Annotated in this window: 12 protein-coding genes, 4 tRNA genes and 1 pseudogene; 7 read left to right on the top strand and 10 right to left on the bottom strand. The window is 65.7% G+C overall.

Annotation, left to right across the window (positions count from 1 at the left end):
• Positions 1 to 104: 104 nt before the first annotated feature.
• The 4 genes from VE759_RS03435 to VE759_RS03420 all read left to right on the top strand — a co-directional run bounded on the left by VE759_RS03435 (position 105) and on the right by VE759_RS03420 (position 2,788).
• A complete protein-coding gene (locus VE759_RS03435; protein ID WP_324928245.1) occupies positions 105 to 341 on the top strand; it encodes a hypothetical protein in 237 nt (78 codons plus the stop codon).
• Positions 342 to 728: 387 nt separating this feature from the next.
• Positions 729 to 1,031 (top strand): hypothetical protein, encoded by a 303-nt coding sequence (locus tag VE759_RS03430; protein WP_324928243.1) that lies wholly within the window; start codon positions 729 to 731, stop codon positions 1,029 to 1,031.
• A 388-nt stretch (positions 1,032 to 1,419) separates the two neighbouring features.
• Complete coding sequence (locus VE759_RS03425) at positions 1,420 to 2,313, top strand: cutinase family protein (protein WP_324928241.1); 894 nt, start codon at positions 1,420 to 1,422, stop codon at positions 2,311 to 2,313.
• A gap of 223 nt (positions 2,314 to 2,536) precedes the next feature.
• Positions 2,537 to 2,788, top strand: a complete 252-nt coding sequence (locus VE759_RS03420) for a hypothetical protein (RefSeq protein WP_324928238.1) — start codon at positions 2,537 to 2,539, stop codon at positions 2,786 to 2,788.
• Positions 2,789 to 3,047: 259 nt separating this feature from the next.
• Here VE759_RS03420 and VE759_RS03415 read toward each other — a convergent pair whose 3' ends face one another.
• The 6 genes and pseudogenes from VE759_RS03415 to VE759_RS22855 all read right to left on the bottom strand — a co-directional run bounded on the left by VE759_RS03415 (position 3,048) and on the right by VE759_RS22855 (position 9,648).
• A complete protein-coding gene (locus tag VE759_RS03415; RefSeq protein WP_324928236.1) occupies positions 3,048 to 3,470 on the bottom strand; it encodes a hypothetical protein in 423 nt (140 codons plus the stop codon).
• The gene (locus VE759_RS03410) at positions 3,467 to 3,736 is read right to left on the bottom strand and encodes a hypothetical protein (protein WP_324928234.1); all 270 of its coding nucleotides are present in this window, start codon (positions 3,734 to 3,736) and stop codon (positions 3,467 to 3,469) included. The genes VE759_RS03415 and VE759_RS03410 overlap by 4 nt, the downstream gene beginning before the upstream one ends.
• Before the next feature lie 20 nt (positions 3,737 to 3,756).
• On the bottom strand, positions 3,757 to 4,212 hold the full coding sequence (locus tag VE759_RS03405; protein ID WP_324928233.1) for a universal stress protein: 456 nt from the start codon (positions 4,210 to 4,212) through the stop codon (positions 3,757 to 3,759).
• Between the two features lie 553 nt (positions 4,213 to 4,765).
• A pseudogene (locus VE759_RS03400) lies at positions 4,766 to 4,909 on the bottom strand (thioredoxin family protein); the annotation flags it as partial.
• Between the two features lie 142 nt (positions 4,910 to 5,051).
• Positions 5,052 to 8,486 carry a beta-propeller fold lactonase family protein gene (locus VE759_RS03395; RefSeq protein ID WP_324928231.1) on the bottom strand — a complete coding sequence of 1,145 codons (3,435 nt, stop codon included), beginning with the start codon at positions 8,484 to 8,486 and terminating at the stop codon, positions 5,052 to 5,054.
• A gap of 1,030 nt (positions 8,487 to 9,516) precedes the next feature.
• Positions 9,517 to 9,648, bottom strand: coding sequence for a hypothetical protein (locus VE759_RS22855; RefSeq protein WP_414687825.1), 132 nt, complete (start codon positions 9,646 to 9,648; stop codon positions 9,517 to 9,519).
• Between the two features lie 371 nt (positions 9,649 to 10,019).
• Between VE759_RS22855 and VE759_RS03385 the strand changes: the two genes are divergently transcribed.
• On the top strand, positions 10,020 to 13,286 hold the full coding sequence (locus VE759_RS03385) for a LuxR C-terminal-related transcriptional regulator (protein WP_324928229.1): 3,267 nt from the start codon (positions 10,020 to 10,022) through the stop codon (positions 13,284 to 13,286).
• Positions 13,287 to 13,577: 291 nt separating this feature from the next.
• Here the strand turns inward: VE759_RS03385 and VE759_RS03380 are convergent.
• The 3 genes from VE759_RS03380 to VE759_RS03370 all read right to left on the bottom strand — a co-directional run bounded on the left by VE759_RS03380 (position 13,578) and on the right by VE759_RS03370 (position 13,841).
• Positions 13,578 to 13,649 (bottom strand) — tRNA-Val (locus tag VE759_RS03380).
• Positions 13,650 to 13,663: 14 nt separating this feature from the next.
• Positions 13,664 to 13,737, bottom strand: a tRNA-Cys gene (locus tag VE759_RS03375).
• Between the two features lie 31 nt (positions 13,738 to 13,768).
• Positions 13,769 to 13,841: transfer RNA gene (locus VE759_RS03370), tRNA-Gly, on the bottom strand.
• A gap of 187 nt (positions 13,842 to 14,028) precedes the next feature.
• Between VE759_RS03370 and VE759_RS03365 the strand changes: the two genes are divergently transcribed.
• Positions 14,029 to 14,103, top strand: a tRNA-Val gene (locus VE759_RS03365).
• Between the two features lie 14 nt (positions 14,104 to 14,117).
• Here the strand turns inward: VE759_RS03365 and VE759_RS03360 are convergent.
• Positions 14,118 to 14,330, bottom strand: coding sequence for a hypothetical protein (locus VE759_RS03360; RefSeq protein WP_324928227.1), 213 nt, complete (start codon positions 14,328 to 14,330; stop codon positions 14,118 to 14,120).
• A 179-nt stretch (positions 14,331 to 14,509) separates the two neighbouring features.
• Here VE759_RS03360 and VE759_RS03355 point away from each other — a divergent pair, with 179 nt between their 5' ends.
• Positions 14,510 to 14,881: an MspA family porin gene (locus tag VE759_RS03355; protein ID WP_324928226.1), complete on the top strand. Its 372-nt coding sequence runs from the start codon at positions 14,510 to 14,512 to the stop codon at positions 14,879 to 14,881.
• Positions 14,882 to 15,184 lie beyond the last annotated feature (303 nt).

Here is a 15,184-nt window from a genome sequence, read left to right as displayed (position 1 = left end):
GGCGGTAAGGTCGCGCAAGCGCTCGCCGCGCGCGGGACGCCAGGCCGGTCGATTCCACAGAACAACTTGACCGCCGAGCAGCGGCATGGCCGAAATACCCTCTGGTGCAAGGTGTCTCGGCCGGACTATCCGACATCGACATCCCGACCCCGGTGCTCTCGGGCAACCACGACAGAGTCGAGCCGCCCGACGTGCTCGCTGACCACCAACTGCCCCTTCTGACCCACGGCATCATGAGCGTGCTCGAGGACACCGGTCACATCACCACATTCACAGCGCAGCTGCGTCGTCGCGCGTTGCGGTCGAGGTGGCAAACTCAGGAAGGCGACGGACATGGGTGAACGGAACGTGAGCGACTTCCTGTGGGCGTCGCCACCGGCGCGCATCAACCCGCCGCGCGAGCCGGGATGGTGCCGACAAGCTGTGTCCCGGCCCCAGGAGGTGCCGCGCGCGTAGCGCTCCAGGGTCGGACCATCGATGAGCCGTCGATGCAGCGCACCAGCGCGCCAACAGCGCGCATGACACAGGCTAAGCGCCAAAGTCCGAGATCGGCCGGCCCGCCGAGAAAACGTTGAGCGACTCACACGATGCCCCAGCGGGCCCCAACGGCGGAAAAATACGGCTGACCAGACACAACAGTGAGAAACGTTATTGGCGCACAGCCACTCTCAGCGTCTCTTACGGTTTCGGCCAGGTTATTCCTAAGCTGCTCTGGGCAATCTCTGCGCATGAACAAAACACTCGTAGGGTTAACGACGACAGCGCTGGTGTCCGCAGGTATGGGTTTGGCCGGCTTGGGGTTGGCGGCGGGAACAGCTCAAGCTGAGCCCGGCCCCTTCCCGACGTATCACTGGTGCCCGGGCGACTTTTGGGATCAGGGCTGGGGCTTCAACTGGGACTGGGGCCGTTGCCATGACGATCATCATGCCGACGCCGACGGCTGGGACCACAGCCGCGACTGGTGGGGCGATCAGCGCGGCGACCGCGACCGGGGTGGACCGCCACCGTGGCAGCCTTGGTGGCCGCACTAGTCGTAGCGCCTAAGGGGGCCCCAGCGGCCCCCTTAGGCTCGTCGTGCGCCGGTTTGTCCGACGACGATGTACGCGGCTGCAAGTCGGCCTGGTGCTGCACTTCATCCGGTCGATAATCGCCGCCGCAGCGTTTGAGTTTCTGCGCGCCTTGGTGCGCAGCGGCCCGCCTGCGTCAATCGCGAGGCGACATACGCATGAGAGGCCGTCAACGACCGCCTTTAGCCACATAGTGCGACAGTGAGACCGCGCCAATCGCCGATCTCGGCCAGGCGCGCAGACGTTGCACCTGTGACCCCTGTAACGCATGCGACTACTGAGGCGATGATCATCGCAACGGGCTTGTGGTCGCAGAAGGGTAGGGGGTCCGGTGTTACGACGCTTTGGCGCGGTGTTAGGCACCGCGGCGGTGGCAGGTGCCGCGTTGGTTGGTCTCACAGTCGGTGTTGCACATGCGGAGCCCGGTTGCCCCGACGTCCATTGGATCGGCACCGCCGGCTCGGGTGAGCGTGACGATCCGACGGCGTACGGCGGAATGGGCCGCGTGATCTTTCAGTCGTATCGGGATCTTGCGCAGCAGGTGCAACGGGATGGCCGAAGCATCACCGCTGAGGCGGTCGACTACCCGGCCAAGGCGGTGCCCGCCGACGGTGACTTGCTGGGCTGGGCCGGCTTCATGAGCAGTGTGGATGCCGGGACGGCCGCGTTGGGGACGCAGTATGCGTCGTTCGCTCAGCGCTGCCCCGCCACCAAGGTGGTGCTGGCAGGTTACTCACAGGGGGCGATGGTGGTGCACCGCAATCTGCAGGTGCTGGCCGACAGCCCGAACGTGGCTGCGGCGCTGTTGGTCGCCGACGGCGACCGGCTGCCCGACGACAACGTCATCACCATGGGTTCGGTCGCCGCGACGCCGGGCAAGGGCAAAGGTGTAGCGCAGGACTGGCCGACTCTGGCGCATGCTCCGGCCAAGCTGCCTCTGACCATCGGGAAGCGCACGATCAGCGTGTGCGACCGCGGCGACGCGGTCTGCGACTACGTCTCCGATTCCCAACAGGTGACGCCTGCCGCGGTCGCCATCCACACGAGCTACGCGACGAGCACCAGCCCCGGGTATGCCTGGACGAGTCCCGTCTACCAACTGCTCGGGCCATCACCTCAGGTCTCGGCGCCCGGGTTGGATGCCCGCGCAACGAGCAGGACCACCACGCCGGCGGACGGCGGTAGCGCCGCCGGCGCCGCGACGATGGCGTCGATCCCACCCTCCGGCGACATCCCTGCGCGCTGAATCGCCATCCAACTGGGTAGGCGGCCAGTGGGATCATCGGCTTCATTCAGCAGGCTCTTGCGGATAACGAGAATGGGATGTATCGCGACACACAAAGGGGGGTCGTGATATCGGGACTTGCGCGTCTAGCAAAGAGGCGGCGGGACCGGCTTCCTGTATTGCACGTTCAAACCGCCGCCCTACATGTGGACGGCAGCGAAGACGAGCAGAAAGGAGACCGAAGGTGAATCTGACGAAAATCGCCGGGACGGCCACGATCGCCGGTGCGCTGGGGGCTGCCGCGCTCGGGCTGGGCGCGGGAACGGCGCAGGCCGACGATTGGGTGCCTTGGGTGCCATGGGTGCCGCATGTGGACAATCCGGTTGATTGGAACCCGTTGCCGCCCGGCCAGGCCAAGAAATTGTGCCCCGTGGATATCCCACCAGGTCAGTGGCTTGGCGGTCCGCATGGGATGGCCTGTGTTCCTGAGCCGTAACTGACCCGCGATGGCCGCCTTGCTTGTTGGGCGAAGGTGCCAGACTGCGACGCCCTGCCATTCGTCGACTACGCACCAGAACTGTAGATCTTTGGCTCTGCTGCTGTTGAACCGTCCTTTGTCACGGGCTGCAGGAGATGATCGGCAGACCGACGAATTCCATCACCCGTCGAGCTCGCCTACGGCAAAACGCGCTTCACCTTTCCCACCGACGATGATGCGTTCGGCAGCGATGTCATGCACGCGAACGTACGGACTTTCAAGTCTGCCGAAGACCTTCCATACCGCGGATGATCGGCTGGCGTCTCGCGTCCCTGCTCCCTCCCCAGAGGAAGCTACTGTGCATTTCGACATAGAAGCTCGCGCTTGCACAACTAACGATGAAATCCGGCTGACAGTTCGAGCCTTCAACGGTCGGATGTGCGACCACGCCATATCCGAGAAGCATGAAGAGGCTTGCGATGTACAGCTCCCACCGCACGCCGAGGTGCTGGCCATCGTCGATGTCAGTGAACCTGTTATCGCGTTTCGCGTTCGCCGGGTGGTCGACGAACCACGCCTCGAGTAAGGCACGCACCTTGTCCCACGGGGCGCCAGCGACTGGATTCAGGAATTGATAGCTGCTCTCCGACAAGCGCGCCGGACTGGTGTCCGCCCTTTGGATATCGTCGAAGAGCTTCACGGGATCCGAACCGCGTTCGAGATCGGCACAGTCGCTGGCCCGTCGAGCGCCGCGCGGGCGGGTGCCTCCCCACGTGCCCAGCGCCGCGCGGCCATCGCCGAAACGCTCAGCGCCAACCCCGAGCCAACCGCGAGATAGCGGGCCAACTCGGCTGCGACCACAAGACCGTCGCCACGGTGCAAGCCGAACTCCAAGAAGCTGGAGAGATACCCGAACAGGGTTAGCGCACCGTCACCGTCACGGTCACCAAACCGGCGCGGTCCCACACCACCAGCGGCGCCGATCGTCAGCCGGTGGTATGGACGATAAGCACGTCGGTCTTGGCCCTGCCCGAGACATTGGCGGGGACTGAGCCGAGCAACCGCCCGCGGATCGTGCCCAGTCCCACGTTGCCAACTACGACCAGATCGGCCTCAACCTCCTTGACCAGGTTCAACAGCGTATGGACCGGAAGACCCCGAATCGGCCGCTCCTCAACGTTCCTCGCTCCCGCCGCCATGGCCCGGTCGCGGGCCTCGCGCAAGATCGCGTAGATCGCCGCGTCGCCGTGCATCTTGTAGCCCTCGCCCTTGAGGATTTCGGCCGCGCGGAACTCGTCGATGTGGGGACTGTGGGGAAAGTAGGCGATCGCGATGATCAGCTTCGCGTTCAACGCGGCGGCAATCTCGCCTGCGCGGGTGACCGCCCGCAGCGACGTCTCCGAGCCGTCGGTCCCTACCACCACGGTCTGATAGGAGCTCATTTAGCTGACCGACACAGCCACGATCGCGTCCGGATGCCGTCCGTGTTCGCCGGCGCGCTGGGCCGCCGTGCACCCCACGAGCACGGCGAGGAATCTAGCGACCATGTGCCGGATCGTATGGCGGCTTCGGAGCAGAGCGCACGAGTAGTCGACTACTCCATATGCCATCGCTCAACCTCCGATCGCGTCCGGCCGCGTTCGCGTCTTGGTCGGCGCCGCTCACAACCACCACAAAATGATTGAGATCCAAAACCCCCAGGATGGGACCCCCTCCCCGGGTGGTCGCCGCCTGCCGCAGCACCCTACACAATGGCCTGTGTACGCGATCCCACACTTCGCGATTTCGAAACCATAACCGCCCCAAGGTAATTGAAGATAGCGCGGTTGAGTCATTGCGGCGGCTAGGTGGGGCCGTTTCCGTGCGCGGTTGGGAAACTCCCCACACGGGTGGCATGATTCCGGCTGGCCGGCTGGCCGCCGCGAGTAACGGCTGCTGGCCGAAGTAGGGAGTTTGCGAGGTTGTCGCACATGTGGAATCACACGGCAACGCGTGGTCGGGGTCGACCGGCCGCCCGGCGAGCACGGCGTCGACTGCCGCCCAGACGTCAGCGGCCGTCACCGGTAGGTCATTCCGGGGGGAGTCGTCGAGCTGGCCGCGGTAGACGACTCGACGCTCGCCGTCGAAGACGAGCATGTCGGAGCGGGCGTGTCTACCGATGCGGAGTATCGCCGCCGTTTCAACCGCGAGGTCGACTTGGCAGCTAAGCCCTGGCATCTCAACAAACGTGGTCACCACAGTATGAAGCGTGGGCACCCGTGAGCGACGGTCTGACGCCGGGCTACAGAACGGTCGGGGAACTCAGTGATACGGCGTAAAGCGTGCCGTCGCTTGGATCGGTGACGTAGAGGATGCCGTCGGTGCCGATGGCGATGCTGCCGGCGCCGGTGGTCGGGTTCTGGTCGGTGGTTACGGTGCCGATCACCGTGTTGGTGCGGGTGTCGATGACGGTGACCGTCTTGCCGTCGGACTGCGTGACATAGGCTCGGGTGCCGTCGGGGCTGACCGCCACGTCTTGTGCCCCGTCGGGCACGGTTATCGTTGCGATCCTTGTGTTGTAGGTGGCGCTGGCGGGGTTGGTGTCGATTACCGATACCGCGCTGTAGGTGCCGGTCACCACCCACGTGTTGCCCTGGGAGTCGGTGATCAAATAGCCGCTGGAGTAGCCGCCGGAGGCGGGCTGGACCACGCGGACTTCTTCGGTCACGTAGGCGCGGTTTCCGTCGGGGCTGACCGCAATGTTGTGGGCGACATCGACTGGGCCGGGGCCGGCGTCGATGTTGCCGACGGTTCGCATGGTCTTGCTGTCGAGCACGACCACGGTATCCCTGACGCCGTCGGCGGCATAAATGCGGGTTCCGTCGCTGCTGAGTTCCATGTCGCCGTCCCAGAAGCCGACCGGGGTGGTGGAGATGACTTGGTTGTAGGTGGGGCTCGTCGGGATGGTGTCGATGATCGAGACGGTGCCGTCCCCGCGGGCCGCGTAGACGCGCGTGCCGTCGGGGCTGACCGCTACATCCCAGACCCCGTTGTAGTATTCGCCGTCTTGGACAGGAATGGCGACGGTGCTGATCACGGTGTTGGTGGTGGTGTCGATCACTGAGACGGTGTCGTAGTTGGCGACGTAGACACGTGTGCCGTCGGCTGAAGCGACCGCGCGTGTTGGTGCGAAGCCGACCGGAATGGTTTGGGCGACTTGGTTTGTGGCGGCATCGACCACGGAAACGGTGCCGTTGTTGGAGTAGTCGCCGGTGTTGACCACGTAGACGGTGCTGCCACTGATCGCCACGCCGGTGGGATTTGTTCCGACCGCAGTGGTTTTGGTGGTGGCGCTCAGTTGCGGCGGGCTGGCGGCGGGCTGGGGGGAGATCGGCACTGTCACCGCGTCGAGAGTGACGGCCTGCCCGTCGCTGACGGCGACAGTGAAGTGGTCGTAGTCGTCTCCGGTTGTCTGTGCGGCCTGCTGGCGGGCGGCGTCGGTGGGGGTGTAGGTGTAGGTGCCGGCGGCGGGGTCGTAGGTGACGGTGCCGCTGGCCGGGCTGCTGGCGGTGGTGTAGCTGAGTTTGTCGCCGTCGATGTCGGTGGCGCCGAGCGAGCCCGTGACCGACCCGGTGGTCGGATCGGGGGTGCCCACCGTCGGTGCGCCGTTTACCGTCGGTGCGGTGTTGACGTGCACCAAGGAGAGAACACGGACTGTTTGGTCGACGGCGTCGGTGACGTAGATTCGGGTGCCGTCGGGGCTGAGCGCGACGACGTGGCCGCCGGTTTCGGCGCTGGGGTCGACCGCGACGGTGCTGAGCAAGCTGTTGTTGGTGGTGTTGATCACCGAAATCGTGTCGTTGCCGTTGGCGACGTAGGCCAGGCTGCCGTCGGGGCTGATCTTGACGCTGGACGGCTGGGGTCCCACGGCGATCGTGTTGGTCATGGTGTTGGTCTTGGTGTCGATCGCCGACACCGTGTTTGCACCGCGGTTGGTCACGTAAACCCGGCTGCCGTCGGGTGCGATCGCCACCGCAGTGGGTGAGGAACCGACCTTAATGGAGTCGATCGTCGAAGTGCTCGGGTTGGTGTCGACGAGCTTGTAGGTGGCGGTGTTGATCACCGACACTGTGCCGCTGCCGCTGTTGGCCACATACAGGCGGGTGCCGTCGGGGCTGACCGCCAGCCCTTGCGGGGAGGAACCGACCTTAATGGAGTCGATCGCCGAAGTGCTCGGGTTGACGTCAACCAGTTTGTTCGTGGTGGTGTCGATCACCGACACCGTGCCACTGCCGGCGTTGGCAACGTAGAGACGGTTGGCGCTGAGCGCCAGCGCCTGGGGCGCGGACCCGACCTTGATGGTGGTTGTCACCGTGTTGGTGGCGGTGCTGATCACCGACACCGAGCCGCTGGCGCTGTTGGCAACATAGACGCTCTTACCGTCGGTACCTGCCACCACGGCGGTGGGGGCGCTCCCCACGGCGATGGGATCGACCACAGATGGCGTGCCGGGTTTGGTGTCGACCAGCCTGCCGGTGGTGACGTCGATCACCGACACGGTGTTGCTGCCCTGGTTGGCAACATAACCGTAGTTGCCGCTGACCACCATCCCCGACGGGCTGGCGCCCACCGTGATCGCCGGGTCGAGCCGACTCTGTGTGGAGGAGATCGGCACCGTTACCGTCGCCGCGGTGGCGGTCTGCCCGTCGGAGACGCCGACGGTGAAGCTGTCGGTGTCGGCGCCGGGGGTCAGGCCGGCGGCCAGCCTGGTGGCCTGTGTCGGGGTATAGGAGAACGCGCCGGTCTGCGGGTTGACCGACACCGTTCCACCGGTCGGCTGGCCGGTGAGACTGTAGGTCAGCGTGGTGTTCGCATCGGCATCGGATCCATTGATCGAACCGTTCACCGTCCCGGTCGCAGCATTGGGCGCATCCCATGTGGGCGCTGCCGACGGCGCCGAACTTGCGGCGGTCGCGGTGGTCATGGCGAAGCCTTGAGCACCGGTGGTGGGGTCAACATCCTGGCTGGTCTGGGTAGGGCTACAGCCCAGGTTTGCCGGCTGTGTGGCCGCCGCGTCGCCAAGCTGGCGACGCACGACCGCCGCCACCGCCCAGCCCACCGGCGAATCGACCGGCGCCCCAGGATTATTGGTGGCCAACGGAGCTAGACCCCCCGCCGCCAGCACACCCAAGACGAACCCGCTCACCGCGGACTGGACCGGCATCGGCTCCGCCGGCGCAGCCGTGATGGCTGGCGTCGCAACGACATCGGCGTGCGGCAGCGAGGACGGCCCGGTCAGCGCCGTCGCGGCCTGCTGGGCAGCACCCAGGCGGGAATCGATGAGAGTGCGGACAGGCTCGGAGAGTTTCGGCTGCGACGCTGCGGTATCACCATTACCCGCGACGGTGTTGGCCGTCGCGCCGACCGGCGCGTCCAACGACGCCTGCGACTTGGCGAGGGACTGCTGCGCCTGGTCTGAGGACCGCTGCTGCCGGTCGAAACTGGCCTTCGGGGTAGCCGTCGGCGCCCGCGGGCCGCCCTGATCCGGCATTGTTGACTCGTCGGCGGATCGCGGCGTGGTATACGCGACATGGCCGACCGGCGCGTCGGGCCCACTCGGACCCATCGCCACACCGCTTGCAGCCACATCACCGGTTGCCGGCGTCTCAGCTGTCGGCCTGGCCGACGTATGCGCGCCGCCGGTGCCGATCGCCGCGCCCGGCGCCGCCTTGCGCACCGTCGACTCCGTCGACGTGGACCGATCTGCTTTCGATCCGGCAGTCGGCCTGGACTCGTTCCCCGTGGGGGAAGTGCTTTTGGTCTGCGATGAGCCGGTGGCCGGCCCAACTGCGGTTTCCGGCGATGTCCCCGCCGAGGAGGTGGCTTGGGAGGAAGACGGCGTTCGGGAGGAACCAGTCGGCGAAGAGTTCGCCGAAGAGCCATTACGATCGGCGAGCGCAACACCGGCCGTGTTGCCGACCCACGCTCCGATGCCCAGCGCGACCGCAAGCGCTCCGATACGGCCAATGTAATTCGCGGTGCCCATGGTGTCCTCCTCGGATCGGCGTGAGTCGAGGATCCGGTACCGCAAGGCCACGAACATCGGGCAAAGCCCGTAGAAAACCGCGGCGGTGGTCGTATATCCGCACGCAGGCCGGGTCGATCGACCTGTTCGCTGAGTCGGCCAGCGCCCGCGCCTCCAGCGGCCTGCCATCGAGGCGGCGGCAGATCTCGGTGTCGGCCCGTTCCACCCGGGTCAGCAGGTCGGCGTCGTCTTGGTGCACGGTGCCTTCCACGGACTGCGGTGCGGGGACAAAGTCATGCCCCTCCTGCGTGCAAGCGACTTGGCGATCGCGACGCCGACTTGGACGATGTGCCGATGTTGGCTGATCCCGGATGTCGTTCAAGCAGCGGTCGACCAGTTCGCCCAAGGCGGGTCTGGTGACCGTGTGCGGGCACTCCTACGAAGCTACGCGGTTACCGATTTCGGCGCCGGCTGGTGTTGCGGTTAGCAATGCTTCGTGATTGCGCTGGTGCGCCACTTGTGGTGAGGAATGAGCGAAGCCGGAACTGATCGTCGAGCTGTGGTTTGTAGCTACCGCTTTGTCCAGTATGCCAAATAAGCTTGTCGGCCAGCGGTCAATCCCGCGAAACAACCAGAACCTGTGTCGCATTGCAATTGTGGCCGCAGTTAATGAGCTTGGTGGCGGCGATGTGCTCGGCCTGGAACCTGATATCGGCGTCGCTCCAGTCGCCCGGCACGACGATCAATGAGTGACGCCGCCCAACTCGGCGGTGATCGGCTTGTCCAGAATCGGAGTGTTGTTGGCCTTGCGGGCTGCGGCCTGGTCATCGGTGCCCCACACGATAGCGTCGGACGCGGCCGCTGAACCGGTCATGTGAACGTAATCGACCTTGCGATGGTGTGCCAGGTAGCCGCCGACGTCGGCGCCGCCGCACAGGAAGCGAAGCCAGCCACGCGAGATGAACTCGCTGAAAATCTTCGCGTAGAACGGGCCGAGATAGTCATTGATTTTCCGTGACCCATCGTTCGACTATCCGATCTGACGAGGCACGGGGCATCGGTAAGTATCCGTAGATGTGTGATTTGGGGCCGTAAATTAACGCGGTCTGGCTCAGATTAGCGCGCTCTGGCTCGCGTTTTTGTCCCGCAAGCTGATTGTTTTGCCACGTGCGGCTGCTGCATGCCGGTTAGCATGAGCGAAGTTGATCCACGTGCGAAAAGCGCCGATCGACCGGGGGTCTGAGCGTGACCGAATTGCTGCCCACGGGAACGGTGACGTTGCTGCTGGCCGACGTCGAAGGCTCCACGCGGCTGTGGCAGACCCAACCGGAGGAGATGGCCGCCGCCATCGGACAGCTCGATCGCACAGTGTCACACGTTGTTGCGATGCATGGCGGTATACGGCCTGTCGAACAGGGCGAGGGGGATAGCTTCGTGGTCGCGTTCGCGCGGGCCAGCGCCGCGGTGGCGTGTGCGCTGGAGTTACAGCGGGCACCGCTGGCCCCGATCAGGCTGCGCATTGGCCTCCATACCGGGGAGGTGCAGCTGCGTGACGAGGGCAACTACATCGGTCCAACGGTCAACCGGACCGCGCGGCTGCGCGATCTGGCGCACGGCGGCCAGACGGTCCTGTCGGGCACCACCCATGATTTGGTGGTCGACCGACTGCCGGCCGACGCATGGCTGCGCGATCTGGGCACTCATGATCTACGGGATCTGTCCCGCTCGGAACGGGTGGTGCAGCTGTGCCATCCGGACCTTGGCAACGAGTTCGCGCCGCTACGCACACGGGACACCGTTGTCGCCCAACATCTTCCGGTGCAGCTAACGAGTTTCGTGGGCCGCGAAGCCGAGATGAACGACGTGCGGCAGCTCCTGGCCGACAACAGACTGGTGACGCTCACCGGCGCGGGCGGTGTGGGTAAAACGCGCTTGGTCGTGCAGGTGGCGGCCCAGATCGCTGGGGGATTTCCGGGCGGGGTGTGCTATGTCGACCTGGCCCCGATCACCGATCCCGAACTGGTGCCGGTCGCGGTGATCCGCGCGTTGCGCCTGCCCGACCAGCCGGGCCGCTCCACACTGGACACGCTGGTGCGGTGTGTCGGCGACCGGCGGATGCTGCTCGTGCTCGACAACTGTGAGCATCTGCTCGATGCGATTGCGGCGCTCGTTATTGACGTGCTGGGCGGCTGCCCCGCGGTGACGGTTGTGGCGACGAGTCGTGAGCCGATGGGGGTCGCCGGTGAGGTGACCTGGCGGGTGCCATCGCTGGCGCTGGCCGACGAGGCGATCGAATTGTTCACCGACCGGGCCCGCCTTGTTCGGCCCGATTTCCGCCTCGCCGACGGCAACGTTGTGACCGCGGCGGAGATCTGCCGGCGGCTCGACGGCATGCCGCTGGCGATCGAACTGGCGGCGGCGCGGGTGCGCGTCTTGTCGCTGACCGAGATCCGCGACGGCCTACATGACCGCTTCCGGCTGCTAACCGGCGGTGCACGCACCGCCGTGCGGCGCCATCAGACGCTGCGAACCTCTGTGGATTGGTCGCACGCGCTGCTGATGGAGTCTGAACGGATCTTGTTCCGCCGGCTGGCCGTGTTTATGGGCGGGTTCGACCTCGACGCCGCACACGCGATCGCCGGCGGCGACGTGCGAAGCTACCGGGTCCTCGACCAGCTCACCCTGCTGGTCGACAAGTCCCTGGTCGTGGCCGAAAGCGCAAGTGGCCCGACGCGATACCGGTTGCTGGAGACGGTGCGCCAGTACGCACAAGAAAAGCTCGGCGAGTCCGGCGAAGCCGATGCCGTCCGGTCGCGCCATCGTGACCACTACACCGCCATGGCCGCCTTGCTGGACACCCCGGCGCGCGCCGGCCATGACCGACATCTGGATCAGGCCGACACCGAGATCGACAACCTGCGGGCCGCGTTCGCGTGGAGCCGGGAAAAGTCAAATACCGAGCTCGCATTGCGGCTCGCCTCGTCGTTGCAGCCACTGTGGCTCACACGGGGACGGCTCCGGGAAGGGCTGACCTGGTTCGACGCCGCCCTCAGCGACCAAAGTGCAGACGCGGCCGAGGTGGCGCCAGCCGCGCGCACACGGGCACTCGCTGATGCGGCGTTGCTCGACGGGTGGGCCGGCGCCTCAAGCCGTAGGGATCAGGCCGAACAAGCTCTGACGATCGCCCAGGAACTAGACGACCCCACCCTGCTGGTCCGGGCGCTCATGGCCTGCGGCGGGATACACGCCGACAACCCACAGGTGGCCCGGCGATACTTCGCCGAGGCGCTCGAGCTGGCACGCGCATCAGGTGACAAATGGAGGCTGGGCCAGATCCTCGGCTGGCAGGCACGGGCGGCGTTCACTGCGGGTGATCCCATCGCAACCCGCGCGGCCGCCGAGGAAGGACGCGACCTCGCCGACGCGGTCGGCGACCGCTTCGTCTCGCGTCAGTGCCGCTGCTACCTCGCTGCGGGACAGGCGATCCAGGGAGACCTGGTCGGAGCCGCCGCACAGTTCCGCGACCTGGTCGCCGAGACCGACGCCGATACGCAGTGGACGATTACCGGCCTCCACATCCTGACCCAGGTACTGACGTATCAGGGCGACACGAGTGCGGCCCGGGCTGCGGCCAACGCAGCCATCGAGGGCGCCGCAGAGATTCGCGAGGTCGCCGCGGAGCTTGGCGAGGTCTTTGCGGGCGGCGGCTACGTGGGTTTGGCTGTCGCGGAACTAGCCGCGGGCGACGTTGCAGCGGCGGAGCAGGCGAGCAGGGCGGGCTGGCGGCATGTAAGTGCCCAGCCTGCGGTAGCGGCGATGTACACCGACCGAATTGCGCAGGTCGCCCTGGCGGCTGGTGATCTTGCCGCGGCCCGACAATGGGCCGACGACGCCGTCGCGGCCACGACCGGCTGGCACCTCTCGACGGCAATGACGACACGCGCACGCGTGGCAATCGCCCAGGGCGAGCCCGAGCAGGCCCAACGTGACGCCCACGCGGCACTCGCGATCGCCGCCAGCACCGGGGCATACGTTGGCACTCCCGACACCCTCGAATGCCTCGCCGAACTCGCCATCGGCGCTGGCAACCACCCTCAAGCGGCGCGGCTCATCGGCGCGGCGGACGCCATACGACAGCGCATCGGCCAGGTCCGGTTCAAGATCCATGACCCCGGCTACGCAACCGCGGTGGCGGCGCTTCGCGACGCGATCGGCGAGGACGACTTCGAGGGCGCATGGGTTGAGGGCGCTAAGCTCTCCACCGAGGAAGCGATCGCCTACGCCCAGCGCGGTTATGGCGAACGTAAGCGGCCGTCGAGCGGCTGGGGCTCGCTCACCCCCACCGAGCGCGAGGTGGTCCGACTCGTCAGCGAGGGGCTTGCTAACAAGGACATTGCCACTAGGCTTTTCATCTCACCCCGGACCGTGGGAACCCACCTCACCCATGTCTACACCAAACTCGGCTTTACCTCCCGGGTGCAGCTCGCCCAAGAAGCAGCGCGTCACGCCTGACCCATCAGCTCAGCCACCAGCTGAACGGCGTCTCGAAATCAACGACTCGTCGCGCGTGATACTTCTGTGATGACAGGTCAGCAGGTCGGCGTCGTCTTGGTGCACGGTCTCTCCCATGACTCCGATCCCGCCTAGCGCTTGACGCCGTCGCCGCGTCTGGTGGTTGCCCAAGAATGCGGTCGCCGATGCACCGAATCAGCGATGGATCTGGCCGACGTCGAAGCCGAACTTGGAGACACTGCCTCTGCGTTCGAGCTTTCGAAAATGCCCTCTCAAGTGGTGCGATAGTCGTGCGCGGTACTGGGATTGAACCAGCGACCTCTTCCGTGTCAGGGAAGCGCTCTCCCGCTGAGCTAACCGCGCCCGGGTGAAACGGATGGAGGTGGAGACGGGAATCGAACCCGTGTGCACGGCTTTGCAGGCCGTTGCCTCACCACTCGGCCACTCCACCGTGGGGTTGATGCCACTTAACAACACCTTCGAGCGGATGACGGGATTCGAACCCGCGACCCTCACCTTGGCAAGGTGATGCGCTACCAACTGCGCTACATCCGCGAGCCACGGACGAGATCGTCGCCCGTCGCGAAGCACGACGATAGTCCACTTCAGCTTAGGCGCACAAATAACGTCCTGTACCACCGGAATCAACTATGGCGTCTGGCCGTGGTCATGGCCGAAAGTGCTGCGCATGCTAATCTTCGACGTCGTTCGGCCGTTGCATTCCGCCCCGCGTGGCTCGCACGGTCTCGTAGCTCAGTGGGAGAGCGTCCGCTTCACACGCGGAAGGTCGCTGGTTCGATCCCAGCCGGGACCACCATCTATCACCCCAGCTCAGCGCCCGTAGAGCAGAGTCATTGGTCTGGATTGGCTATTAACGGTCATCACGCGATGGGGCCAATATGGGCCAACGACGCCAATCACGCTATGGGGCCACGGGCCTGCGAGCTGTGTGGTGCCGGGCTGAAGGTCGTCGAGTAAGTCAAGCGCGGCGGCGATGTTGGCGAGCTCGTCGTCGAAGAGGTCGGCGTAGCTGTGCGCGGTCAAGAATCGATCGTGTCCCATGGCCTTCTGGAGCAGTCGAAGGCAGGCGCCCGCTCGCCGTGACAGCGACTCATCGGTGTGACGAACGTCGTGTACTCGGCATGTGGCCGCCGAGGCCCGACCGCTTGAACGCAATCGGCGATCGGTTGCGGTTCGGTTCGCGCGCGGCGGAAAATATAACAGTGACGATCGCCTGGATCCCTTGGATTCGGACCACGAGAGGCGCCAACACAACCGTGGTGCATGGTTATGCCACGCTGGCTGCTGTCTGCATGCTGATCCCGTTTGGGACGGCGCCACTCGCGTCGGCGGTGCCGCTCGCCGGACCCTCGGTTCAGCCGTCCGCCATCCCCGCGGCCCCACTGCCCCTGTCGTCGGACGACGGCTCCGCGCCGTCCGGGCCGCCGGGCGTGTTGGACGCCCCGGACGGCTGCGTCTTGACGGTGGTCGGAAGTGACGAGAGCGAAGTGCCGGTGCCGCCGCTGACTAACGCGAGTACGTCGCGCGAATACGACGTCTCCGGCACCTTCATCGGGACTGTCACCTGCCGGTGAAACCGCACAGACGGTCCATGCCTCGGCCGGCCCGTGTAAGCAACGTGGTGAGGCAAGAAGTGGCGAGTGTTGTCCTTGGTAACTCTTTCTGTCGGAAATCGCAAAATCCCGACTGAGCTGACCGGCTGGTCCAGCCGAAACGATTGTGCCGCGGTGGCCGGATCGAAGGTTTCGGGAGCGCAGATGATTCAGGTGTGTCGCTGCCGTGGCTAACTGCGTGCGGATGCGTTCGGCGCGGGAAGTCTGCGAGTAACGTCGCGTCCATCAATCAACAAGTCGTCGTCGAACTGGCGGCGCAGCCGC

This window comes from Mycobacterium sp. (genome assembly GCF_035640695.1).
Classification (GTDB): Bacteria; Actinomycetota; Actinomycetes; order Mycobacteriales; family Mycobacteriaceae; genus Mycobacterium.
The sequence above is the reverse complement of the archived record's forward strand: the minus strand, read 5'-3'. Positions and strand labels throughout refer to the sequence as shown.